This is a genomic window from Streptomyces sp. NPDC046977, from assembly GCF_040644455.1.
In the GTDB taxonomy this organism is placed as follows: domain Bacteria; phylum Actinomycetota; class Actinomycetes; order Streptomycetales; family Streptomycetaceae; genus Actinacidiphila.
The window spans coordinates 1-24,776 of the sequence record NZ_JBEYWO010000008.1; the positions used below are offsets into that span (position 1 = coordinate 1).

The window sequence follows — 24,776 nt, forward strand, 5'->3', positions numbered from 1 at the left end:
GAGCACGACCAGGCGGGAGGGGAGGTCCGTGCCGCGGATCAGGTCGGTGCTGGTCCGGGTGTACGCGCTGTCGCGCAGGCCCGGGACGTCGGGGACACCCCCGCACGCGTACCCGCGCGCCCCCGCTCCCCCGGGAACACACGTCCGGTCACCCCAACGGCGTACCGTCCCCCGTCCAGGCACCCCCCGGCGCCCCGGGTGGCGCGGTGACGAATCCGCAGGCGGCCGCCGCCGTTGCACCCGGATAGGTGAAATCCGCCCTTCGGCAACCGAACGTCTGAACTTTAGTGCGGGGATGTCCGCATTTGTCGACGGAACGGTAACAGCGGTTAGCCCGCCCCCGGGCAGCGGGAATTGACCCGACATGAACCACAACACCCCCCTCAGCCCCCGCCCCCTCGACCACCCCTCCCGCAAGCGGCCCGCGGTACTGACCGCACGTCAGCTGCGCGAGCACGGCATCACCCCCGGCACGCTCTCGGAGCGCTGCGGCCCGGACGGCCCGTGGCAGGAGGTGCTGCCCAAGGTCTACGTACTGCACCCGGGACCGCCCACCAGCGAGGAACGGCTGCAGGCGGCGCTCCTGTACGCGGACGGCGACGCCATGGTGACCGGCCTGGCGGCCCTCGCCCTGCACCGCTTCTCCTCGGTGCCGCCGCTGCTCGGACTGGAGCGGATCGACCTGCTGGTGGCCCGTCAGCGCAAGGTGCGCGCCGCGGGGGACGTGGGTTTCGTGCGGACGCAGACCCCGCCGCGCCCGCACCTGGTGGGCGGTATCCCGTGCGCCCCGGTGCAGCGGGCGCTGGCCGACGCGGTGGCCGAGCTCGAGGACGCGGAGACGGTGCGTCTGGTGCTGACCGAGGCGGTGCGCGGCGGGCACTGCGAGGCCACCTCCGTCGTCCGGGAACTGAGCCGGGCGCGGCTGCTGTCGCGGCCGCACGTCGTCGAGGCCGTGGACGCGCTGCTGGCCGAGGGCAGGGCGATCGCCGAGAGCCGGCTGTACGACATGGTGCGCTGCTTCGGCCTGCCGGACCCGGTGTGGAACGTGGACCTGCGGCTGCCCGGCGGCCCGCACCTGGGAGGCGTGGACGCGTACTGGCCGGAGCACGCGGTCGCCGTCGAGATCGACGCGCGCGCCCCGCGCCAGGACGAGGACGCCCTGTGGTCGGAGTACGCCCGCAAGCGCGAGCACTTGGAGCGGCTCGGCATCACGGTGGTGCACATCACGCCGAAGAAGCTGCGCGAGGCGCTGGAGCAGCAGGCGGCCGTCGTCCGTACCGCGCTGATGGCCTCGGTGGACCGCAACCCGGCCTCGTACGTGGTGGTGCTCCCCCGCTGAGGCCGGCCGGGGACCGGACTCGGCGGGGAGTGGGGACGGGAGGCGGTGGGGACCTCCCGGGAACGGCCGTGGAGAGCGACGGTCTCACCGATGCGGGGCGGTGGGCGTCCGTTCCGGCCACGGAAGGCGGTCCGCCGGCGGGGGCCACGGGGGTGGGTACAAGCCGGCGGCCGGGACGAGGCGGGGGAACGCACGGCGACGGGCATCCTGCCGGCCCGTCAGGGCACGTTCGGCACGGGGGATACGGGGGGTACGGGGGCGAAATACGTCGCGACGACCGGCAGGGAGCGGGACATGGCCGGCTCCTCCGGTGGGCGCCGGGAGCGGGGCGGGCGCAGTGACCGATGCGACCGGTGTGACCGGTGGTGCAACACAAGCGGAACGGCCGACGCCGGTCCCCTGACATCGGCCGGCAGTCCGCGCACCGGTCATCCGGGGCCGGTCCTTCCGCAGTGAACTGCTCACCGGATGTTCACCCGTTCCCCCGCATGACGGGGCGGAACCAGGGCCGTACCGCGGGCGCGCGGACGGCGACTTGGGCGGGTTGGGACCTTGTGCGGCATTCGCAGTCGTCGCCACGTTGACGCATTCGCGTCATGGCAGACCTGCGCCATCTCCGGCACTCCCCAACAACCCGGCACATGGACCACTGTGTCCGTCAACTGGCGCCCAAATCTTGAACAAGGATGCCCATGTCTCTTGAACACATACGCGGGAAGAGACGCGTCCGCATCGCGCTCGCCGCGGGCCTCGTCGCCGCGTTGACCGCGACCGGAATATCTGCCTCCACCGCTTTCGCCGACCCGGCGCACGACCCCGCGGACGCGGCGGTCAAGACCGCCGGCGACAAGCTCGGATCCGCCGACGCGGAACTGCTCGCCAAGGCCAAGGCCGCAGGCGACAAGAACGTCACGATGATGATCGCCACCAAGACGGGCTCCACCGAGCAGATCTCGGACGAGATCGACGCCCTCAAGGGCGCCTCGGTGGACCGGACGTACGACAAGCTCGGCTACGTCCGCGCCACCGTCCCGACGGGCAAGGCCGACGCCGCCATCGCGGCGGCCCAGGAGCTCTCCTCGGTACAGGCCGTCGACCTGAAGCAGGAGATCAAGCTCGACGACCCGACCCCGTCGGGCGACGCCGCCACGGCCTCCGCGAAGAAGTCCGCGGCCGTCACCTACCCGGGTCCGGACGCCAACACCCCGGCGGTCAACCCGTACCAGCCCGCATGGGAGACCGGCGCGGCCGACTTCGTCCGCAAGAACCCCGAGGCCGACGGCCGCGGCGTCACCATCGGCATCCTCGACTCGGGCGTCGACCTCGGCCACCCGGCGCTGCAGAAGACCACCACCGGCGAGCGCAAGATCGTCGACTGGGTCACGGCGACCGACCCGATCCTGGACAACGATGCCACCTGGCGCCGGATGACCAACGGCCCGGCCGTCACCGTGGGCACCAGGACCTGGACCGCCCTCAACCCCTCGCAGCAGGTCACGGTCTTCCGCGAGTCGGCCACCGTCGGCGGCGACATGGCCGGCGACCTCAACCGGGACGGCGACACCACCGACCTGTGGGGCGTGCTCTACGACCCGGCGGCCGGCACCGTCCGGGTGGACCTCAACGACAACGGCAACTTCGGTGACGACACCCCGATGAAGCCGTACAAGGACGGCTTCCAGGTCGGGTACTTCGGCACCGACAACCCCGCCACGGCCATCTCCGAGCGGATCCCGTTCGTGGTGGAGATCCGCAAGGACGTCCCGACGGACCCGTACGGCGGCGACTGGATCGGCAAGAAGGCCGACTTCGTCAACATCGGCGTCATCCAGTCCGAGCACGGCACGCACGTCGCCGGCATCACCTCCGCCAACGGCCTGTTCGGCGGCAAGATGATCGGCGCGGCGCCGGGCGCGAAGCTCGTCTCCTCGCGCGCCTGCTCCTGGGACGGCGGCTGCACCAACATCGCGCTGACCGAGGGCATGATCGACCTGGTGGTCAACCGCGGTGTGGACATCGTCAACATGTCCATCGGCGGCCTGCCCGCGCTGAACGACGGCAACAACGTGCGCGCGCAGCTGTACACCCGCCTGATCGACGACTACGGCGTCCAGCTGGTCATCTCGGCCGGCAACAGCGGCCCCGGCCTCAACACCATCGGCGACCCCGGCCTGGCCGACAAGGTCATCAGCGTCGGCGCGACGATCTCCAAGGAGACCTGGGCGGCCAACTACGGCTCGCAGGTCACCAAGGACTACGACATGATGCCGTTCTCCTCGCGCGGCCCGCGTGAGGACGGCGGCATCGCGCCGGTCATCTCGGCCCCCGGTGCCTCCATCAACGCCATCCCGACCTGGGAGCCCGGCGCCCCCGTCGCCGAGGCCGGCTACAGCCTGCCGCCCGGCTACGGCATGCTCCAGGGCACCTCGATGGCCTCCCCGCAGGCCGCCGGCGCCTCCGCGCTGCTGCTGTCCGCGGCCAAGGACGCCGGCATCGACCTGACTCCGCTGAAGCTGCGCACCGCGCTGATCAGCACCGCGAAGAAGATCAAGGACGTCCAGGCCTTCGCCCAGGGCGCCGGCCTGCTGGACGTGGACCGCGCCTGGCACCTGATCAAGACCGGTGCCGACGCCAACACCTACACGGTCAAGGCCCCGGTCTCCACCGCCCTGTCGCAGTTCCTGGCGACCCCGGGCTACGGCACCGGCGTCTACGACCGCGAGACCGGCCTGAAGGCGAACCAGAGCAAGACGTACGACGTCACGCTCACCCGCACCTCCGGCCCGGACCGCGTGATCCGCCACGACCTGCACTGGCTGAACGACGACAGCACCTGGCGGTTCCCCGGTGACGACACCGTCGACCTGCCGCTGAACAAGCCGGTCACCGTGCAGATCACCGCCAAGCCGCACACCGCCGGCGCGCACAGCGCGATCCTCGAGGTCGACGACCCGTCGACGCGCGGTGTCGACCAGCAGATCCTCAACACGGTCGTGGTCGCCACGCCGCAGGCCAAGCCGGGCTACGCGTTCACCGCGTCCGACACGGTCCAGCGCAACAGCACCACGTCGTACTTCGTGACCGTGCCCGAGGGCGCCAAGTCGCTCGAGGTCAGGATGAGCGGTCTCGCGGCGGGCAGCCAGACCCGCTTCATCGCCATCAACCCGTGGGGCGTCCCGGTGGACGACACCTCCACGCCGTCCTGCTACCCGAACTACAACAACCCGGCCAACACCTGCCGCCCGGACCTGCGTTCCTACGCGAAGCCGCTGCCGGGCGTCTGGGAGTTCGAGGTCGAGGCACGGCGCACCTCGCCGCTGCTGGACAACCCGTACACCCTGACCGCGACCGCGCTCGGCGTCTCCTTCGACCCCGAGGTCCAGACCGTCGCCGAGGCCACCGTCGGCACCCCGGCCCCGGTCTCGTGGAAGGTCACCAACGGCTTCGCCGCCGTGCAGGGCAAGCTGAAGGGCGGCGCGCTCGGCTCGGCCGAGGCGACCCGTCCGTCCATCAGCGAGGGCCAGGTCATCGACACGCAGGTCGTCGTGCCCGCGGGCGCCACCCGTCTCGACGTGGCGATCGGCAGCACCTCGGACACCGGCGCCGACCTGGACCTCTACGTCTACCGCAACGGCGTCGAGGTCGGCCGCTCCGCGGACGGCGACTCCGAGGAGGCCGTCAGCATCGCCAACCCGGCGGCCGGCACCTACACCATCGAGGTGGACGGCTTCGCCGTCCCGTCCGGCACCACCGCGTACGACTACCGTGACGTCTTCTACTCGGCGTCGCTCGGCTCGGTCGTCGTCGACGAGGCGGCGAGCGTGCCGCTGGCCAACGGCGCCTCGGCGAACGTCACCGCGAACGTGCTGGTGGCCGCCCCCGCTCCGGCGGGACGCCAGTTCTTCGGCGAGGTCCAGCTGCTCAACGCCAACGGCACCGCCGCGGGCACCGGCAGCGTCATCATCGGCAAGGTGAACGCGGGCTAGTCCGCGACCTTGCGCACGATCCGGGGCGGGTGCTGGAACGAGCACCCGCCCCGGCCTTTTTCCCGGGCCGTACCGGCCTAGGCTGGGCAGGGTGAGCGCACCCCACGAGCTGACGATGCTGGAACAGGCCGCCGCGGTACGCCGCCGGGAGATCTCACCCGTCGAGCTGACGACGCATCACCTGGAGCGGATCGAGCGGATCGACCCCGCGCTCGGGGCGTACCTGACCGTCACCCCGGAACGGGCCCTTCAGGACGCGCGGCGCGCCGAGCGGCTGCTGCTCGCCGGCGGGGACCTGCCACCCCTGCTCGGGGTCCCGGTCCCGGTGAAGGACCTCACCCCGGTGGCAGGCATCCGCTTCACCTCGGGCTCCCCCGTCTTCGCCGACCGCGTCGCCGAACAGGACGCCCACGTGGTGACCCTGCTCCGGGACGCGGGCACCGTGATGACCGGCAAGACCAACACACCCGAGTTCGGACTGCCCGCCTACACCGAGGGCCGCGTCGGACCCCCCGCGCGCACCCCGTACGACCTCACCCGCGGCGCGGGCGGCAGCAGCGGCGGCGCCGCGGCCGCCGTCGCCGCGGGCCTCGCGGCGGCCGCGCACGCCGGCGACGGCGGCGGCTCCATCCGGATACCCGCGAGCTGCTGCGGTGTGGTCGGCCTCAAGCCGAGCCGCGGCCGCGTGAGCCCCGCGCCCGGCGGCGACATCAGCGGACTCGCCGTGGGCGGCCCGATCGCGCGCACGGTGCGCGACGCCGCCGCGCTCCTGGACGTGCTCTCCGCGCCGGCCCCCGGCGACCCCTTCCCGCTGCCGCGGCCCGAGCGGACGTTCCTGCGGTGGTGCGACCACGAACCGCGCCGGCTGCGCATCGCCCGCTGGGCCCGCCCGGACGTCGCCGGAGCCACCGTCGACCCGGAGGTGCTCGCCGCGTACGAGCGGACCTCGGCCCTGCTGGAAAGCCTCGGGCACGAGGTCGTCGACGTGCCCCAGCCGCTGGCCCCCGGCGACCGGGACGCGTTCACCCCCGTCTGGGCGGTCATGGCGGCCCTCACGCCCGTCCCGCCGCGGCGCGAGCACGAACTGCTGCCGCTCACCGCGTGGTTGCGCGCCCAGGCACTGGACGTCGGCGGCCTCGACTACGCGCGCGCCCTCGGCACGATGCAGGCCGCGGGCCGCAAACTGGCCCGCGCGGTCCAGCCCTACGACGCCGTCCTCACCCCGACCCTCGCCCAGCTCCCCGCACCCGTCGGCGCCCTGCGCGACGACGCCGACCCCGCGGCCGACTTCGCCGCGCAACTGGCCTTCACCCCGTTCACCGCGCCCTGGAACATCGCCGGGCTGCCGTCGGTGTCGCTGCCGCTGGGGTGGAGTGCGGGGGGACTGCCGATCGGCATGATGCTTGGCGCGCCTCACGGTGCGGAGGGGCCGCTTCTCGCCCTCGCGGGGCAGCTTGAGGCTGCGGCCCCCTGGCCCGTTTCTCCCCCGCCCACCCTCCCGTGAGCCCTGTGAAGTCAGGTCGCCCCGACGCCAGTTGTTGGGGGGCCGGGTGCGGGCCCTCCGGGGCTGCCATTCTGGACAGCACATTTAGGTGCCTCAGGCACCCGCCTTGAGCACCCCGGGTTGTGCACCCAAATATGCTCCACAGTCCAGAACGCCACCCCTACAGCCCCGCCCCCTCCGCTTCGTATCGCGCCTGATCCCCGGTGGGTGGGCGAAGAGGCGGTCCGGGGTTGCCGCACGTGCCCTCTGAACCCCCACCGGCCGTAAGTCGCCCCAACCGGCCCGGGAGGGGGTGTGGCGGGGTGCGCCCGGAAGCGACGAGCGGCGACTGCGGCGCCAATAGGTAGGGCTGACCCGCGAGCGCTGTGGGGGTCCCCCCGGCCGAAGGCTGGGGGAGTACCCCGGCGCGGCACCGACCCCAACGACGAACAGAGCGGGGCCCGCACTTACCGTGCCGGGCTGGGGGCACCCCCGGCCGAAGGTTGGGGGAGGGCGGGAGGGCGGGGAAAAAACCCAGGCGGCCAGCGCAGCGAACCCGCACGCATTGGGTATGGCTGAGGCTGTCGCCCTGTTTCGACCACCCCCGGGAGCGCACCCCGATGACCGATGCCGCCGAGCGGGACAGACTTGCCGTGCTGCACGGCGTAGCCCCCACGTACCGCCCCTCGGCCGACCGGGAGGTGCGGGTGCCGGACGACACCGTCGTCCAGGTGCTGGCCGCGCTCGGGGTGGACGCCTCGACGCCCGCGGCGGTGCGGGACGCGCTGGCGGAGCACGAGCAGCGGGCGGGGCAGCGGCTGCTGCCGCGGAACGTGGTGCTGCGGGCCGGCCGCCCGGCGGGGCTGACGCTGCCGGAGGGCACGGCCCTGCGGGTGGAGAGCGAGGACGGCGTCGAGAGCGCGTGGGACGGCCGGGCGCCGCTGCCGGTCGGCCGGCACGCGCTGCGGGCGCGGACGCCGGACGGGCGGACCGCCTCCGCACAGCTGGTCGTGGCGCCGGAGCGGCTGCCGGGGCCGCCCGAGCGGGTGTTCGGCTTCATGGCGCAGCTGTACTCCGTGCTGTCGTCGCGTTCGTGGGGCATGGGCGACCTCGGTGACCTGGCGGACCTCGCGGCGTGGACGGGGCGGGCGCTGCACGCGGGTTTCCTCCAGGTCAATCCGCTGCACGTGGCGGTGCCGGGGCGGCCGACCGATCCGTCGCCGTACCGGCCGTCCTCGCGCCGCTTCCCGGACCCGGTGTACCTGCGGGTGGAGGAGATCCCGGAGTACGCCCATCTCGACGCCGGGGACCGGGAGCGCGCGGCGGACCTGCTGCGCCGGGCGGCGGTGCTGCGCGACTCGGTGCTGCTCAAGGACGCCCTCATCGACCGGGACGCGGTGTGGGAGCTCAAGCGCGAGGCGCTGGCGCTGGTCCGCAAGGTGCCGCTGTCGCCGGGCCGCCGGGCCGCGTACGGGGACTTCCTGGCCGAGCAGGGGCAGGCGCTGGACGACCACGCGACGTGGTCGATGCTGGCCGAACTGCACGGTCCCGACTGGCGTTCCTGGCCGGCCGGGCTGCGGGACCCGCGGTCGGGGCAGGTCGCCCGGCAGCGCGGGCAGCGGCTGGACCAGGTCGACTTCCACTGCTGGCTGGCCTGGCTGACGGACAGTCAACTGGGCGCGGCGCAGCGGGCCGCGCGCGAGGCCGGGATGGCCGTGGGTGTCGTGCACGACCTCGCGGTGGGGGTGCACCCCTCCGGGTCCGACGCCTGGGCGCTGCAGGACGCCCTCGCCCGCGGCATGTCGGTGGGCGCCCCGCCGGACGCCTTCAACGCCCGCGGCCAGGACTGGGGGCTGCCGCCGTGGCGCCCGGACGCGCTCGCGGCCACCGGGTACGCGCCGTACCGCGATCTGCTGCGCGGCGTGCTGCGGCACGCGGGCGGGCTTCGCATCGACCATGTGATGGGGCTGTTCCGGCTGTGGTGGGTCCCGGAGGGCAGGCCCCCGACGGAGGGCGCGTACGTGCGCTACGACGCCGGGGCCATGCTCGGCATCCTCGCCCTGGAGGCGCACCGCGCGGGCGCGGTCGTCATAGGGGAGGACCTCGGCACGGTGGAGCCCGGCGTACGGGAGGAGCTCGCGGACCGGGGCATCCTCGGCACGTCGGTGCTCTGGTTCGAGCGGGACTGGGAGGGGGCGGCCGCCGCGGGCGGGCACGGGCACGCCCGGCCGCTGCCGCCGCGCGAATGGCGGGCGGACGTGCTGGCCACCGTGACCACGCACGACCTGCCGACCACGGCCGCGCGGCTGACCGGCGAGCACGTCGGGCTGCGGCACCGGCTGGGGCTGCTGACACGGTCGTTGGAGGAGGAGCAGGCCGCCGACGCGGTGGACGTGGCGGAGTGGCTGGCGCTGCTCGGCCGGCTCGGGCTGCTGCCGGAGGGCACGCGGGACGAGGAGTCCGTGGTCAAGGCCGTGCACCGCTTCCTGGCCGCGACGCCGGCGCGGATGGTCGGGGTGTGGCTGCCCGACGGCGTCGGCGACCGCCGCCCGCAGAATCTGCCCGGCACCTGGGACGAGTACCCCAACTGGCGGCTGCCGATCGCCGACGCGGAGGGCCGCCCCCTCACCCTGGAGCAGCTGGCCGCCTCGCCGCGGCTGCACGCCCTCGCCCACGAGGTGCGCACGGCGATGGGGGCGACGGATGTCCCGTAGCCCCCGCGAAGACCACCCCGGGCGCGCGGGCCACGGGAGCGTTCGCTACTTTGAGAGCGTGGACAAGCTCAACAAGAACGCCCTGCGCGCCGGTGCCGTCTCGGCCACCACGGCGCTGATGCTGCTCGTGTCGTCCCCCGCGTTCGCCAACAGCGTGGACGACGGCTCCGACCCGGGGCCGGGGCTGAGCGTGATCGAGACGCTGGGGCTGTTCCTCGGCATCCCGGTCGTGGCCTTCCTCGTCATCGCGGGCCTGGTGACCGTGACCGACAAGTCGCGCAAGCCGCAGGCCTGACGGGCTCCTCCCCCCGACCGCTCGGGCCGGGCCGCGGTTCCGCCGCGGCCCGTTCCGGCGTTCCCGCGTACCGGCCCGGGCGTGCGGGACTCCCCCGTACGGCGCAGCGTGCCCGCCGTGTGGGCGGGTGTGCGTCGGGGCCCGGGGAGCGACGTCCCCGGGCCCCGGTGCGGTCACGCCGCCGCGGCGTCCGCGGCCTGTGCCTTCAGGGCGCGTTCCACACCGGCACGGCACTCGGTGACCATGCGGCGCAGCGCGGGCGCCGGATCGGCGGCCGCGAGCCACGCGTCGGTGGCGTCCAGCGTGGCCTGCGAGACCTGGATCGCCGGGTACAGGCCGACGATGATCTGCTGGCCCATCTCGTGCGAGCGCGAGTCGAAGATGCCCGCGATCGCCGCGAAGTACCGCTGCGTGTACGGCTCCAGCAGCTCGCGCTGGTCCGGCACGGAGAAGCCGCCGATGACCGCTTCCTGAACGGCGTTGGTCAGCGTCTCGGCCTCGACGACCGCGGCCCATGCCTCGGCCTTGGCCTCGGCGGTCGGCCGGGCGGCGCGGGCGGTCGCCGCGTGGCGCTCGCCGGCGGCGGTGGCGTCCCGCTGGAGCTCCGCGGCGATGGCGGCCTCGTCGGCGCGGCCGGTGGCGACCAGCCGCTGGAGCAGGCTCCAGCGCAGCTCGGTGTCGACCGCCAGGCCCTCGACGACCTCGGAGCCGTCGAGCAGCGCGCCCAGCAGGTCCAGCTGGTCCTTGGTGCGCGCGGTGCCCGCGAAGGCGCGGGCCCAGGCGAGCTGGTGGTCGCTGCCCGGGGCGGCCGCGCGCAGGTGCTCCAGCGTGGCCTCCGTCCAGCGGGCGAGCCCGGTCTCACGCCACTCGGGGGCGGCGTACAGCTCCAGTGCCGTCGTCACCTGCCGGTGCAGCGACTGCACGACGCCGATGTCGGACTCCTTGCCCATGCCGGAGAGCACCAGCTCCAGGTAGTCCCGGGTGGCGAGTTCGCCGTCACGGGTCATGTCCCAGGCGGAGGCCCACACCAGGGCGCGCGGCAGCGACTCGGTGAAGTCGCCGAGGTGGTCGCGCACGGTGGCCAGCGAGACCTCGTCGAGCCGCACCTTGGCGTAGGACAGGTCGTCGTCGTTGAGCAGGACGACCGCCGGGCGCCCGGTGCCGACCAGCTCGGGCACCGCCGTCCGCTCGCCGTCGATGTCCAGCTCGACGCGCTGGACGCGCACCAGCTTGCCGTCGCGCAGGTCGTACGCGCCGACCGCGATGCGGTGCGGCCGCAGGATCGACTCGCCCTTGGCGCCGGCCGGCAGCGCGGGGGCCTCCTGACGCACGGCGAAGGAGGTGATGGTGCCGTCGGCCGCGGTCTCGATCTCCGGGCGGAGGATGTTGATGCCGGCCGTCTCCAGCCACTTCTTCGACCAGGTCTTCAGGTCGCGGCCGGAGGTCTCCTCCAGCGCGCTCAGCAGGTCGGTCAGGCGGGTGTTCTTCCAGGCGTGGCGCTTGAAGTACGCCTGGACGCCGCGGAAGAACTCGTCCGTGCCGACGTACGCCACCAGCTGCTTCAGGACGGAGGCGCCCTTGGCGTAGGTGATGCCGTCGAAGTTGACCTGGACGTCCTGGAGGTCGTTGATCTCCGCCATGATCGGGTGGGTGGACGGCAGCTGGTCCTGCCGGTACGCCCAGGTCTTCATGGAGTTGGCGAAGGTGGTCCAGGAGTGCGGCCACTTGCTGCCGGGCGCGTAGGCCTGGCAGGCGATGGAGGTGTAGGTGGCGAACGACTCGTTCAGCCACAGGTCGTTCCACCACTCCATGGTGACCAGGTCGCCGAACCACATGTGGGCGAGCTCGTGGAGGATGGTCTCGGCGCGCACCTCGTAGGCCGCGTCCGTCACCTTGGAACGGAAGACGTACTGGTCGCGGATGGTGACCGCGCCCGCGTTCTCCATGGCGCCGGCGTTGAACTCCGGCACGAAGAGCTGGTCGTACTTGCTGAAGGGGTACGGGAAGTCGAACTTCTCCTCGAACCAGTCGAAGCCCTGCCGGGTGACCGCGAAGATCGCGTCCGCGTCGAGGAACTCGGTCAGCGACGGACGGCAGTACAGGCCGAGCGGCACGGTGCGGCCGCCCTCGCCCTCCCAGGTGCTGTGCACGGCGTAGTAGGGGCCGGCGATCAGCGCGGTGATGTAGGTGGAGATCCGCGGGGTCGGCTCGAAGCGCCACACGTTGTCGACCGGCTCGGGGGTCGCGGAGTTGGAGATGACCGTCCAGCCCGCCGGGGCCTTCACCGTGAAGGCGAAGGTCGCCTTGAGGTCGGGCTGCTCGAAGTTGGCGAAGACGCGGCGGGCGTCGGGCACCTCGAACTGGGTGTAGAGGTAGGCCTGCTTGTCGACCGGGTCGACGAAGCGGTGCAGGCCCTCGCCGGTGTTGGTGTACGCCGCGTCCGCGACGACCCGCAGCTCGTTGGGACCGGCCTCCAGCGACGGCAGCGCGATGCGGCTGTCCGCGAAGACCTCGGCCGGGTCGAGCGCGGTGCCGTTGAGGACCACCTCGCGGACGGCCGGCGCGACCAGGTCGATGAAGGTCGAGGCACCCGCCTCGGCGGACTCGAAGCGCACCGTGGTCACCGACCGGAAGGTGCCGCCCTCCTGGGCGCCGCTCAGGTCGAGCTCGATGTCGTATGCGTCCACGGTCAGCAGGCGCGCTCGCTGGCGCGCCTCCTCACGTGTGAGGTTCGTGCCAGGCACGTTTCCGTCTCCTTCGTCGGTTTTTCGGCCATCCTCGCACGCGAGGGGGGCCGGGCGGCCAGGGGTTTTCCCTCGACCGGCGGACGGTTCCCCCTATGGGCGGCGGCTACCGGCGGTACGCGCCGTACGCCACCGCGACGGGAGGGGAAGGAGGGGTTCCCGAACGCGTTGACACGCCCTCCGTGCGGGTGATGGGCTGTCGCGCACATGACCCGGGGCAGAAGAACCGCCGCAGCGAGAACGGCCGCGATCGTCGCCGCCGTGGTCGGCGGCGTGCTGGGCGTGTCGCCCGGCGCCGTGGCCGCGCCGCCCGCCACCCCCTCCCCTCCCACCGCCCTGCCGGACGCGCCGGCCGCCACGGCCAGGACCGCCGCCCTCCCCGCGGTCCACCCCAGGCCCCAGGTGATGCGCGAACGCGGCGGCCTCACCACCGTGCCGGACACGGTGACCCTGCTCGCCGGGCCGGGCGCCGATCCCTACGCGCTGGACGTGCTCCGCGGGATCCTGCGCGACGCCGGGGTACGGGACCTGCGCGACAGCACGGACGTCCCGCGCGGCGGCCTGACGGTGTACGCCGACGGCGAGGGCGCGGAAACGGCGCTCCGCGCGCTGGGCGCCGCGCCCGTGGGCGACCTGCCCCCGGGGGGCTACCGGCTGGCCGTCGGCCATGTCCTCGGTCACGGCACCGTGGCGCTGGCCGGCACGGGCGAGGACGGGCTGTTCCACGCGGCGCAGACGCTGCGTCAGCTCATGACGCCGCAGGGCCTGCCCGGCGTCGTCGTGCGCGACTGGCCGGTGGCCGCGGCACGCGGCATGGCCGAGAGCTTCTACGGCGAACCGTGGACGGCCGAACAGCGCCTGTCGCAGGTCGACTTCCTGGGCCGCACCAAGCAGAACCGCTATCTCTACGCACCCGGCGACGACCCCTACCGCCAGGAGTTGTGGCGCGATCCCTACCCGGCCGCGCGCCGGGCGGACTTCCGCGCCCTGGCGGAGCGAGCCCAGGCCAACCACGTCACCCTGATCTGGGCCGTGGCCCCCGGCCAGGCGCTGTGCTTCTCCTCGCAGGAGGACCGCAAGGCGCTGCTGCGCAAGATCGACGCGATGTGGGCGCTGGGCGTGCGCGGCTTCCAGCTCCAGTTCCAGGACGTCAGCTACAGCGAGTGGCACTGCCGGGCGGACGCCGCGCTCTACGGGGACGGCCCGTGGGCCGCCGCCCGCGCCCAGGCGGAGGTCGCGGACGCCGTCGCGCGCCATCTGGAACGCCGCCGGGGCGAGGGCGGCATCCCGCTCTCGCTGCTGCCCACGGAGTACTACCAGGACGGTGCCACCGACTTCCGCGACGAGCTCGCGCGGACGCTGGACGGCACCGTGCAGGTGGCCTGGACCGGCGTCGGCGTCGTACCGGGGACGATCACGGGCGCGCAGGTCGCCGGCGCGCAGGACGCCCTCCGCCACCCGCTGCTGACGATGGACAACTACCCGGTCAACGACTGGGCGGACGACCGCATCTTCCTCGGCCCCTACACCGGGCGCGAGCCGGCCGTCGCGGCCGTCACGGCCGGAGTGCTGGCGACCGCCATGCGGCAGCCGGCGGCGTCCCGGATCGCCCTGTTCACGGCCGCGGACTACGCCTGGAACCCGCACGCCTACGACCGCGCCTCGTCCTGGAAGGCCGCCGTCGACGACCTCGCGGGCACCGACCCGGCCACCCGGGACGCGCTGCGCGCGCTGGCGGGCAACGAGGCCTCCTCCGCCCTGGACGACAACGAGTCGGCCTATCTGCGGCCGCTGCTCAAGGAGTTCCTGGACGCGTACGGGAACGGCAGCGCCCAGCGGCTGGCGAAGGCGGCGGGCCGGCTGCGCGCGGCCTTCACCACGATGAGCGGCGCCCCGCAGCGGCTCGACACCCTCGCCGACGGCTCCTTCGGCGGCGAAGTGCAGCCCTGGCTGGATCAGTTGGCGCGCTACGGCGCCGCCGGGGAGCACGCGGTGGACATACTGGTGTCGCTGCGCGCGGGCGACGGCACCGGCGCGTGGAAGGACCGGCTGGCACTGGAGTCGGCCCGGCGGCACATCGCGCGGAGCGCCGCGACCGTGGGCGACGGGGTGCTCGACCCGTTCCTGGCCAAGACCCTGGCCACGGCCGACGCCTGGACCGGGATGCGCGCCGAGGACGGCACCGCCACCGCGACCCTCGGCTCGGCGCGCGCCACGGAACCGTCCCTCATGACCGACGGCAAGGACTCCACCGCCTGGGCCAGCGACGCCCCGCCGCAGGAGGGCGACACCTTCGGGGTCGACCTGGGCGGCACCCACGAGATCCGCGAGGTGCGGATCGCCATGGGGTCCGCGCAGCCCGGACCGGAGCAGGACGACTACCTGGGCCGGGCGGTGCTGGAGTACTCGGCGGGCGACGCCGCCGGCTGGCGGCCCGTCACCGAGGTCGCCGGCGAGCGCACCGTGACCGCGACCCTGCCGGAGGGCACCCGGGCCCGCTATGTGCGGCTGCGGGCCACCGCCGCGCAGGAGAACGCCGTCACCGTACGGGAGTTCACCGTGACCACCCGGGACGGGCACGAGCCCGCCGTCCCCGCGGGCGACCCGGCGGCCGGCGCGGCCGCCGACGGCGACGCGACCACGGCCTACCGCGTACCGGCGGACGGGCTGACCCTGGAGTACGGCGCGGCCCGCCCTCTGGAGGCGCTGACCGTGCTCACCGGGCCCGAGGGCGGCACCGGCGGCACCGTCGAGGCGCGCCTGCCCGGTCAGGGCTGGCGCCGGCTGGGCGCGCTCGGCAGCGGCTGGACCGAACTCCCCGCGCACGGGCTGCGGGTGGACGCGGTGCGGGTCACCCCGGCGCCGGGAACGCCGCCGCCGGTCGTCCACGAGATCGTGCCCTGGTACGCGGACCGGCCGGCCGCCCGGATGACCCTGGACCGTACCGAGGCGGACGTCGAGGCCGGCGGCGCGCCGGCGACGGTCACCGCCGAACTGACCGACGCCTCCCCGGGGGCGGCCCGGGTGACCCTGACGGCCAAGGCCCCGCCGGGGATCCGGGCGACGGCCCCCGGTGGCATAGAACTGCCGCGCGGCGGGCGGGTCGTGGTGCCGGTGCGGCTGTCGCTGCCCGAGGACGGCGTGCCGGGCGTCTACGAGGTGCCGCTGGAGTTCCGCGCCGAGGGCCGCACGGTCCGGCAGACCGTCACCGTGCACGCCTACCCGCGCACCGGCGGCCCGGACGTCGCGCAGGGCGGCACCGCCACCTCCTCCGGCGACGAGACCCCTGACTTCCCCGCCTCCGCGCTCACCGACGGCGACCCCGCCACCCGCTGGTCCTCGCCCGCCCAAGACGACGCGTGGGTGCAGGTCGAGCTGGGCCGGGCCGCCTGGATCGGCCGGGTGACGCTGCGCTGGCAGGACGCGTACGCCTCCCGCTACACGATCCTGACCTCGGCCGACGGGCAGAACTGGCACACGGCGGCGGTCGTCGACGACGGCCGCGGCGGCACCGAGTCGGTGCGTCTGGACGCGCCCGGCGACACGCGTTTCCTCCGTGTGCAGGGCGTGGAGCGCGGCACGAAGTTCGGCTATTCGCTGTACTCGCTGCAGGCCTTCGCCGTCACCGGCTGAGCCCGTCTTCGCGGGCACGTCCCGGCCCACCTCTTGCCCCCTCGCTCCCGCGCCTGCCACTATTCACTCAGTACATGTATGGAGTGAATAGAGCGAGGGGAGGAGCCGTTGAGCACCGGCAACACGCTGCTGGGGCTGCTCGCCGCAGGGCCCGGCCACGGGTACGACCTGAAGCGGCGGCACGACGAACGCTTCCCGCAGGCCCGCCCGCTCGCCTACGGCCAGGTCTACTCGACCCTGCAGCGCCTCGTCCGCGACGGCCTCGCCGAGATCGACGCCACCGAGAGCGAGGGCGGCCCCGAGCGCACCACCTACCGGCTCACCGAGCGGGGCACCGGCGCGCTGCTCGGCTGGCTCGCCGAACCCGTGCCACCCGCCCCGGTCACCGCGGCCAACGAGATCTTCGCCAAGGTCACGGCGATCATCGCCTCCGGCCACGGCGACCCCGCGGACTTCCTGCGCACCCAGCGCGCCGCCCACCTCGCCCGGATGCGCGAACTCACCGCGGTGAAGACCGCACCCGGCGCCCCCCTGTCGGCCGTGCTCTCCGCCGACTACGCCCTCACCCATCTCGACGCCGACCTGCGCTGGATGGACAACGCCGCGCAGCGCCTCGGCGGCCTGGCCGAGGAGGTCGCCTCCGCATGACCCCACCCCTGATCGAGGCCCGCGGCCTGGTCAAGCGCTACGGCGCCACGGACGCCCTCCGCGGGGCGTCACTGCGCCTGCACCCCGGCGAGATCCTGGCCGTCAGCGGCCCGAGCGGCAGCGGCAAGTCCACGCTGCTGCACTGCCTGTCGGGCATCGTCCGGCCGGACGGGGGCGAGGTGCGGTACGGCGACGAGCGTCTCGACCAGGCGGGCGAGACCCGCCGCACGACGCTGCGCCGCACCGACTTCGGCATCGTCTTCCAGTTCCGGCAGCTCGTCGGCGAGCTGACCGCGCTCGACAACGTCGCGCTGCCGCTGCTGCTGGCGGGCACCTCCCGCGCCGCCGCCCACGACCGTGCCCGCGAGTGGCTGGAGCGCTTCGGCGCCGGCGACAGGGCCGGCCTGCGCCCTGGAGAGCTGTCCGGCGGCCAGGCCCAGCGCGTCGCCCTGGCCCGCGCCATGGTCACCGGCCCCAGGGCCGTCTTCGCCGACGAGCCGACCGGCGCCCTGGACTCCCTCGCCGGGGAGCAGGTCATGACCGCCCTCGTGGGGGCCGCCCGCGAGACGGGCACTGCCGTGCTGCTCGTCACCCACGACGCCCAGGTCGCCGCGTACGCCGACCGCGAGGCCACCGTGCGCGACGGCGCCGTGGAGGGCGAACCCGCGCAGGTGCGGCGGTGACCGCGCTGCGGGCCGACGCCCGGCTGGCCTGGTCGCTGCTGCGCGGCGCCCCGCGCGGCGAGTGGTGGCGGCTCGGACTGACCGCGGCGGGCACGGCGCTCGGCACGGTCTTCGCACTGGCGGCCGTGGTCGTCGCCGTGATCGGCACCCGTTTCGGCGGCGGAGCGCATTGGTACACCCGCCGGCTGTTCAACGACCCCACCGCACGGAACGCGCTGGCCGCCGGGCTGGTGCTGCTGCTCGTCCCGCTGCTGGCGTTCCTCGGGCAGTGCACCCGGATCGGCGCCCTGCGCCTGGAGCGGCGGCTCGCCGCGCTCCGGCTGGCCGGGGCGACCGCACGCCAGGTGCGCCGGATCCAGGCGCTGGAGACCGGTGCGGCCTGCGGGGCCGGCGCCCTCGCCGGGCTGGCGGCCTTCCTGGTGTTGCGGGCGGTGCTCGCCGCCGTGCGGCCCGTCGCCGTCGCCTGGCCCGTCGATGTGCCCGTCCCGTGGTTCGCGGGCGTCGCCGTGGTGCTCGGCATGCCGCTGCTGGCGACACTGGAGGCCCGGTTCACACTGCGCCGCGCGGCGGCCGATCCGCTCGGGTCCGCCCCGGGGAGCCGGCGTCCGTACCCGCGGCAGGGGCGGGGGCGGCTGGTGCTGTGGGCGCTGGCGCCCGCGGCGCTCGTCGTGGGCACCGGCCTGCACCTGGCGAACCTGTTCGTGCTCGACAGCCGGGCGGTGACGCCCGCGGTCACCGCCTCGGTCGCCGTGGCCGCCGTCGTGCTCTGCCTGGTCGGCGCGGTCCACGGCAGCGCCGGACTCGCCCTGCTGGCCGGGCGCCTCGCGGCCCGCTCCGGGCGTCCGGAACTGCTGATCGCGGGGGAACGCCTCCAGGCTGATCCCTGGGCGGGCGCACGGGCGCGCGGGGCGGTACTGGCGGCCGTGCTCGCGGGAGTCGGTTTCATGGGCGTACGGCGCCTGCTGATCGAGGACCTGACCGCGCCGCGCCGGTTCCCGCACAGCGCGATGGGCCTGGAGTACTACACCGACGGGCTCCGCCTGGCCGGCGCCGGTATCGCGATCGCCTTCGCGGTGGCCGTGGGCGCCCTGGCGGTCGGGGCGGCCGAATCGGTGCTCACCCGGCGCCGCACGCTGGCGGCGCTGGCCGCCTGCGGGGTACCCCGGGGCGTCCTGAACCGGGCGGCACTGCTGGAGACCGCGCTGCCGCTGGTGCCGGCCGCCGTGCTGGCCGCGGGATGCGGGCTGACGGCCGTCGGAGGCTGGTGGAAGGCGCTGGGACTCGACCGTTCGTACGCGTTCCCGCTGCTGGAACCCCTGCTCGTCGCCGTCGCGCTGCCAGCTGCCGCGCTGCTCGCCGCCGCCGGCTCGCTCCCCCTGCTGCGGCGCGCCGCGCACCCCGCGCAACTGCGCCACGAGTAGCGCCGGGGCCGCAGGACGGGGTTTCGCACCGCCACGGGCGGCCCGGAACGCCCGTCCTGCGGCCCCGCGCCGGGCAACACAAAGGCCCGGTCTCAGGCGGATATGCCGTCGATCCGGGCCAAGGCGTCGTCCGCGCCGAATGGCTGCAGGTATGGCAGCCAGCGCGGGTCCCTATGCCCCGTCCCGATGATCCGCCAGGCGAGGCCGGACGGCGGGGCGGGCTGATGGCGCATGCGCCAGCCGAGCTCGGCGACATGCCGGTCGGCCTTGAGATGGTTGCACCGGCGGCAGGCAGCGACCACGTTCTCCCACGTGTGCTGGCCTCCGCGGCTGCGCGGGATCACGTGGTCGACGCTGGTTGCGACGCCTCCGCAGTACGCGCACCGGCCGCCGTCCCGGGCGAAGAGCGCCCGCCGGGTCAGGGGCACGGGGCCGCGAAAGGGGACTCGGACGAACTTGGTGAGCTTGACAACACTGGGTGCGGGGACAGAACAGGTCGCGCTGTGCAGATAAGCGCCGGATTCCTCGAGGCACACGGCCTTCTTGTTCAGCACGAGGATCAGTGCGCGGCGGAGCGGTACGACGCCGAGCGGCTCGTACGACGCATTGAGGACCAGGACATGCGGCACGGGTGCCTCCTTTTACGCCGGCGGCGCGTGGCTCGCGCCGGGACGATCTGCCCACAGTCTCTCCGGAAGCCTGGCCGCGGCGCCACCATGACCGGGTAACGGACCGAGGGTGTTTTCGACCACACCCCTTTACATGCCCTGAATCGGCGCACGTCGCTCTCGAACGAGGCAACGAGACACATCGTTTACCCCGTTAGTGTGGGAAGCCTGCCCAACCGGAGGTTCCCGCCTGTGTCCACACCGCTCGCCACCGCCTCGACCATCGACGACGCCCAGAAATCCGCCAACGGCGCGGCCGACTACATCGGCGAGAACTGGGCGGACTGGCTGGGCGCCGGGCTGCGGATCGTCCTGATCCTGGTCATCGCGCTGGTACTGCGCGTGATCGTGCGCCGGATGCTCACCAAGCTGATCGAGCGCATGAACCGCGGCGCGGAGACCGCCGCGTCCGGCGCCCTGAGCGGGCTGCTGGTCAACGCCGAGCGGCGGCGGCAGCGCAGCGAGGCGATCGGCTCGGTGCTGCGCAGCGTGGCCTCGTTCGTGATCATGGGAACGGCCGCGCTGACCGTGCTGTCCGTGCTCCAGATCAATCTGGCGCCGCTGCTGGCCAGTGCCGGTGTGGCGGGTGTGGCCATCGGTTTCGGCGCGCGCAATCTGGTGACGGACTTCCTCTCCGGGGTCTTCATGATCCTGGAGGACCAGTACGGCGTCGGCGACGTCATCGACGCGGGCGTGGCCGGCGGCACGGTGATCGAGGTCGGTCTGCGGGTGACGAAGCTGCGCGGCGACAACGGCGAGATCTGGTACATCCGCAACGGCGAGGTCAAGCGCATCGGCAACCTCAGCCAGGGCTGGGCGACGGCGACCGTGGACGTGCGGATCGGCTACCACGAGGACCTGGACCGGGCGCGGGCGCTGATCCTGCGGGCGGCCGAGGAGATGGCCAAGACCCAGCCGTGGGACGAGGTGCTCTGGGAGCCGGTCGAGGTGCTGGGACTGGAGTCGGTCACCGCGTACTCCATGGTCCTTCAGGCGCAGGCCAGGACGATGCCGGGCAAGGCGCTGTCGGCGGCGCGCGAACTGCGCTGGCGCATCAAGCGGACCTTCGACGAGGCCGGGATCGCGATCGTCGGCGGGCTCCCGGCGGCGGCGGACGACGAGGAGGCGGTGGACCCGGCCGCCGGTATCGCCGCGCCCTCGGCCCTGGCCAACCCCTCGTCGCCGCAGGCGCTCGCGGCGCAGCCGCTGCCGACCACCAAGTGAGCTGACCGGGGCCGGCGCACGCGCCGGGACCGCGAGGGGCGCCGGGCATCCGCCCGGCGCCCCCTTTTCATGCCTTGGCGCCCCTGATAACACTTTGACGCCGTCTTTGATCCACCCTTGACGCTCCCGCCGCCCGGCGCCTACCTTGCCATTCACCAACAGGAAAGTTTCCTAACTACCAATCCGCCCCACCCCTCACACGAGCCCCGACAGGCCGCCGACACGAGGAAGGACGAGCCCGTGGTCGGTACTCCCGGAACCCCCGGCACCCCCGGCACCCCTGGCACACCGGGTACGCCGCGCGTCCTGCGCGCCATGAACGACCGCGCCGCGCTCGACCTGCTCCTCGAACACGGGACCCTGTCCCGCACCCGCATCGGCAAGCTCACCGGCCTGTCGAAGCCGACCGCCTCGCAACTGCTGGCCCGGCTGGAGTCCGCCGGGCTCGTGGTCGCCACCGGCACCACCGCCGGCCGGCCGGGCCCCAACGCCCAGCTGTACTCGGTCAATCCCGCCGCCGCGCATGTCGCCGGACTCGACGTGACCGCCGAGCACATCCGTGCCGCGATCGCCGACATCACCGGCACCGTCACCGGCGAGTTCGAACTGCCGACCCCGGGGCGCAGCCGGCGCTCCCACGGCGCCGTCGAACAAGTCGCGCAGGCCGTCGACGGCGCGGTGAAGGCCGCCGGACTGCACCTGACCGACCTGCACCGGATCGTGGTCGGCACCCCGGGCGCCTTCGACCCGAGCACCGGGCGGCTGCGCTACGCCAGCCACCTCCCGGGCTGGCACTCCCCCACCCTGCTGGAGGAAATGGCCGCGGCCCTGCCCGTACCCCTGGAGTACGACAACGACGTGAACCTCGCCGCCGTCGCCGAGCAGCGGCTCGGCGCGGCCCACGGGCACGACGACTTCGTCCTGCTGTGGAACGAGGAGGGCATCGGCGCCGCCATCGTCATCGGGGGCCGGCTGCACCGCGGCCGCACCGGTGGCGCGGGCGAGGTCGGCTTCATGCCGGTGCCCGGCACGCCCCTGGTCCGGCACGTGGCCAAGGCCAACGCCGGCGGCTTCCAGGAACTGGCCGGCTGCAACGCCGTGTTGCGGATCGCCCGCGAACTGGGGCTGGCCGTGCCCCGGGGCACCCAGGCCGGAGCCGCCTCGGCGCTGCTGGCCTCGGCGGCCGCGGACACGGTCACCGGGAACGACGGCGGCCCGCAGGCGGACCTGCTGCGGCACTTCGCCACCGGGCTCGCCATCGGTCTCGCCTCGCTGGTGACCGTGCTCGACCCCGAACTGATCGTCCTGGCCGGCGGAGTGATCGCCGCCGGCGGGGAACCCCTGCGCGCACGCGTCCAGGCGGAACTGGCCGAACTGGCCGTGCCCCGGCCCCGGCTGGTGCTCGGCGGGGTCCCTGAGCGCCCCGTTCTGATCGGGGCACTGCAAAGCGCCCTCGCCACCACCCGCGACGAGGTGTTCGACACCTCCCGCTGAACCCCGCTCAATCCGCTCAATCCGCTCAACCGAACCACCCACCCACCATCCGCTCACGCAGCGGGGGACACCCGTCGCCGGCACCACCGGACGGGCTCCTCCGCAGGCATCGCACACCCTCGAACCGCCCCCGAAGTCCCCGGAGGAAGCGAAGTGTCCGGTTCCACCAAGACGGCCGCCGCCGCCATCGCCGCCGCCGCCGCGATATCCCTGCTGACGAGCGCGTGTACGGGCTCCAGCAACAACACGGCGAGCGACGACCCCAACAAGGACGTCACCATCACCTTCTGGCACGGCTGGTCCGCGCCCAGCGAGGTGAAGGCCATCAGCGCCAACGTCGCGGCCTTCGAGAAGGCGCACCCCAACATCCACGTCAAGGTGCAGGGCAACATCACCGACGACAAGATCAACCAGGCGCTGCGGGCCGGCGGCCCCAACGCCCCCGACGTCGTCTCGTCCTTCACCACCGACAACGTCGGCAAGTTCTGCTCGTCCAACGCCTTCGCCGATCTGGACCCCTTCCTGAAGAAGTCCGGCATCGACACCGCGGCGACCTTCCCCAAGCCGATGCTGGAGTACACCCAGTTCGAGGGGAAGCGCTGCACGCTGCCGCTGCTCGGCGACGCCTACGGCCTCTACTACAACAAGGACGCCTTCAAGGCCGCCGGGATCTCCGCCCCGCCCAAGACGCTGTCGGAGTTCAAGGCCGACGCGGTCAAGCTCACCAAGGCCAAGGGCGACTCCTACTCCCAGCTCGGCTTCATGCCCAACTTCCACGGCTACGAGTCGACCACCACGCACCTGGCCGCGCAGTGGGGCGCGAAGTACTTCGACGCCGACGGCAAGTCCACCGTCGCCAAGGACCCCGGCTTCGCCGCCATGTTCACCTGGCAGCAGGACATGGTGAAGGCGCTCGGCGGCTTCAAGAAGCTGGAGAAGTACCGGTCGACCTTCGGTGACGAGTGGGGCGCCAAGAACCCCTTCCACACCGGCCAGGTGGCCATGGCCATCGACGGCGAGTGGCGGGCCGGCATGGCCAAGGAGGCCGGGGCCAAGTTCGACATCGGGGTCGCCCCCTTCCCCGTGCCGGACGACCAGGCCGACACCTACGGCAAGGGCTACCTCTCGGGCACGATCATCGGCGTCGCCAACACCAGCGCCAAGAAGAACGCCGCCTGGGAACTGGTGAAGTTCATGGCCACCGACACCGACGCGGTCGTCAACTTCTCCAACGCCATCCACAACGTGCCCTCCACGCTCGCCGCGCTGAAGTCCCCGAAGCTGGACGCCGATCCCCTCTTCCGCACCTTCGTGGACATCGCGCAGAACCCCAACAGCACCACCACCCCCGCCAGCGTCAACGGCGGCACCTACCAGCTGACGCTGCAGGACTTCGGCTACGCCTACGAGTCCGGCAAGCAGTCCGACCTGACCGCCGGCCTCAAGGGTGTCGACACGCAGGTCGACAAGGACATCGCGCAGGCCCAGTGATGAGCGCGAGCGTCCACCCCCTGCTGAGGGCGAAGCGCCGCCGCGAGGCGCTTCGCACCCTCGCCTTCCTCTCCCCGTGGCTGATCGGCTTCAGCGTCTTCTTCGCCTACCCGCTGATCTCGACCGTCTACTTCTCCTTCATGAAGTACGACGGCTTCGCCCCGCCGACCTGGAACGGCGTCAAGAACTGGTCGTACGTCTTCAACGACTACCCCTTCTTCTGGCCCGCGCTGCGCAACACCCTGTGGCTGGTCGTGGTCATGGTCAGCCTGCGGGTCGTCTTCGGCCTGGGCATCGGCCTGCTGATCACCAAGATCAAGACGGGTGCCGGGCTCTTCCGCACCGCCTTCTACCTGCCCTACCTGGCCCCGCCGGTCGCCGCGACGATGGCCTTCGCCTTCCTGCTCAACCCCGGCACCGGACCGGTGAACCACCTGCTGGGCAGCGTCGGGCTGCCGCAACCCGGCTGGTTCAACGACCCGGCCTGGTCCAAACCCGCTCTGACGCTGCTGGCGCTGTGGGGCATCGGCGACCTCATGGTGATCTTCATGGCCGCGCTGCTCGACGTCCCCAAGGAGCAGTACGAGGCCGCCGAGCTCGACGGCGCCGGAGCCTGGACCCGGTTCCGCTACGTCACCCTGCCGAACATCTCGCCCATCGTGATGTTCGCCGTGGTGACCGGGGTCATCCAGACCATGCAGTACTACACACAGCCCCTGGTCGCCGGAAAGGTCGCCAGCGGCATCATCGGCGGCTCCGGCCAGCAGTTCGAGCCGGGCTACCCGGAGAAGTCCACGCTGACGCTGCCGCAACTGGTCTACAACCTCGGCTTCCAGCGCTTCGACACCGGCGCGGCCTGCGTGATCGCCCTGGTGCTGTTCGCCCTCGCCATGGCCTTCACGGCACTCCTGATGCGCCGCCGCAGCGGCTTCCTGTCGGCGGAGGACTGATAC

15 protein-coding genes are annotated in these 24,776 nt (G+C 73.3%); 13 read left to right on the forward strand and 2 right to left on the reverse strand.

The features are described 5' to 3' along the window. The first annotated feature begins 364 nt into the window (after nt 1–364). The 5 genes from ABZ883_RS14005 to ABZ883_RS14025 all read left to right on the forward strand — a co-directional run bounded on the left by ABZ883_RS14005 (nt 365) and on the right by ABZ883_RS14025 (nt 9,817). Nucleotides 365–1,339: a hypothetical protein gene (locus ABZ883_RS14005; RefSeq protein ID WP_360905862.1), complete on the forward strand. Its 975-nt coding sequence runs from the start codon at nt 365–367 to the stop codon at nt 1,337–1,339. A 692-nt stretch (nt 1,340–2,031) separates the two neighbouring features. Next, nucleotides 2,032–5,325 carry a S8 family serine peptidase gene (locus ABZ883_RS14010; RefSeq protein WP_360905863.1) on the forward strand — a complete coding sequence of 1,098 codons (3,294 nt, stop codon included), beginning with the start codon at nt 2,032–2,034 and terminating at the stop codon, nt 5,323–5,325. Nucleotides 5,326–5,416: 91 nt separating this feature from the next. After that, nucleotides 5,417–6,829 carry an amidase gene (locus ABZ883_RS14015; protein WP_360905864.1) on the forward strand — a complete coding sequence of 471 codons (1,413 nt, stop codon included), beginning with the start codon at nt 5,417–5,419 and terminating at the stop codon, nt 6,827–6,829. 599 nt (nt 6,830–7,428) lie between these two features. Continuing rightward, complete coding sequence (gene malQ / locus ABZ883_RS14020; protein ID WP_360905865.1) at nt 7,429–9,522, forward strand: 4-alpha-glucanotransferase; 2,094 nt, start codon at nt 7,429–7,431, stop codon at nt 9,520–9,522. 58 nt (nt 9,523–9,580) lie between these two features. After that, nucleotides 9,581–9,817: a hypothetical protein gene (locus tag ABZ883_RS14025; protein WP_360905866.1), complete on the forward strand. Its 237-nt coding sequence runs from the start codon at nt 9,581–9,583 to the stop codon at nt 9,815–9,817. 173 nt (nt 9,818–9,990) lie between these two features. Here the strand turns inward: ABZ883_RS14025 and pepN are convergent, their stop codons facing one another. Then, a complete protein-coding gene (gene pepN, locus ABZ883_RS14030; protein WP_360905867.1) occupies nt 9,991–12,561 on the reverse strand; it encodes an aminopeptidase N in 2,571 nt (856 codons plus the stop codon). A 207-nt stretch (nt 12,562–12,768) separates the two neighbouring features. Here pepN and ABZ883_RS14035 point away from each other — a divergent pair, with 207 nt between their 5' ends. From ABZ883_RS14035 to ABZ883_RS14050, 4 genes are all read left to right on the forward strand, one after another. Further along, nucleotides 12,769–16,194, forward strand: a complete 3,426-nt coding sequence (locus ABZ883_RS14035; RefSeq protein WP_360905868.1) for a beta-N-acetylglucosaminidase domain-containing protein — start codon at nt 12,769–12,771, stop codon at nt 16,192–16,194. 108 nt (nt 16,195–16,302) lie between these two features. After that, on the forward strand, nt 16,303–16,842 hold the full coding sequence (locus ABZ883_RS14040; RefSeq protein WP_360905869.1) for a PadR family transcriptional regulator: 540 nt from the start codon (nt 16,303–16,305) through the stop codon (nt 16,840–16,842). Beyond that, nucleotides 16,839–17,525, forward strand: a complete 687-nt coding sequence (locus ABZ883_RS14045) for an ABC transporter ATP-binding protein (protein WP_360905870.1) — start codon at nt 16,839–16,841, stop codon at nt 17,523–17,525. Before ABZ883_RS14040 ends, ABZ883_RS14045 begins: the two co-directional genes overlap by 4 nt. Beyond that, nucleotides 17,522–18,946, forward strand: a complete 1,425-nt coding sequence (locus ABZ883_RS14050; RefSeq protein ID WP_360905871.1) for an FtsX-like permease family protein — start codon at nt 17,522–17,524, stop codon at nt 18,944–18,946. The genes ABZ883_RS14045 and ABZ883_RS14050 overlap by 4 nt, the downstream gene beginning before the upstream one ends. A 92-nt stretch (nt 18,947–19,038) precedes the next feature. On the opposite strand, the gene ABZ883_RS14055 is transcribed toward ABZ883_RS14050, so the two are convergent. Further along, nucleotides 19,039–19,575 (reverse strand): HNH endonuclease, encoded by a 537-nt coding sequence (locus ABZ883_RS14055; protein WP_319661379.1) that lies wholly within the window; start codon nt 19,573–19,575, stop codon nt 19,039–19,041. 231 nt (nt 19,576–19,806) lie between these two features. Here ABZ883_RS14055 and ABZ883_RS14060 point away from each other — a divergent pair, with 231 nt between their 5' ends. The 4 genes from ABZ883_RS14060 (at nt 19,807) to ABZ883_RS14075 (ending at nt 24,773) form a co-directional block, all read left to right on the forward strand. After that, complete coding sequence (locus ABZ883_RS14060) at nt 19,807–20,838, forward strand: mechanosensitive ion channel family protein (RefSeq protein ID WP_360905872.1); 1,032 nt, start codon at nt 19,807–19,809, stop codon at nt 20,836–20,838. A 315-nt stretch (nt 20,839–21,153) separates the two neighbouring features. Then, nucleotides 21,154–22,332 (forward strand): ROK family transcriptional regulator, encoded by a 1,179-nt coding sequence (locus tag ABZ883_RS14065; RefSeq protein WP_360906151.1) that lies wholly within the window; start codon nt 21,154–21,156, stop codon nt 22,330–22,332. Nucleotides 22,333–22,485: 153 nt separating this feature from the next. Further along, nucleotides 22,486–23,823, forward strand: a complete 1,338-nt coding sequence (locus ABZ883_RS14070; protein ID WP_360905873.1) for an ABC transporter substrate-binding protein — start codon at nt 22,486–22,488, stop codon at nt 23,821–23,823. Beyond that, nucleotides 23,823–24,773 carry a sugar ABC transporter permease gene (locus ABZ883_RS14075; RefSeq protein ID WP_360905874.1) on the forward strand — a complete coding sequence of 317 codons (951 nt, stop codon included), beginning with the start codon at nt 23,823–23,825 and terminating at the stop codon, nt 24,771–24,773. Before ABZ883_RS14070 ends, ABZ883_RS14075 begins: the two co-directional genes overlap by 1 nt. The last annotated feature ends 3 nt before the right edge of the window (nt 24,774–24,776 follow it).

Bases quoted from the DNA above. Each gene is read 5' to 3' on its own strand.
- ABZ883_RS14035 (WP_360905868.1), top strand. From the start codon at position 12,769: ATGACCCGGGGCAGAAGAACCGCCGCAGCGAGAACGGCCGCGATCGTC.
- ABZ883_RS14065 (WP_360906151.1), top strand. From the start codon at position 21,154: ATGAACGACCGCGCCGCGCTCGACCTGCTCCTCGAACACGGGACCCTG.
- ABZ883_RS14045 (WP_360905870.1), top strand. From the start codon at position 16,839: ATGACCCCACCCCTGATCGAGGCCCGCGGCCTGGTCAAGCGCTACGGC.
- ABZ883_RS14005 (WP_360905862.1), top strand. From the start codon at position 365: ATGAACCACAACACCCCCCTCAGCCCCCGCCCCCTCGACCACCCCTCC.
- ABZ883_RS14010 (WP_360905863.1), top strand. From the start codon at position 2,032: ATGTCTCTTGAACACATACGCGGGAAGAGACGCGTCCGCATCGCGCTC.
- ABZ883_RS14075 (WP_360905874.1), top strand. From the start codon at position 23,823: ATGAGCGCGAGCGTCCACCCCCTGCTGAGGGCGAAGCGCCGCCGCGAG.
- malQ (WP_360905865.1), top strand. From the start codon at position 7,429: ATGACCGATGCCGCCGAGCGGGACAGACTTGCCGTGCTGCACGGCGTA.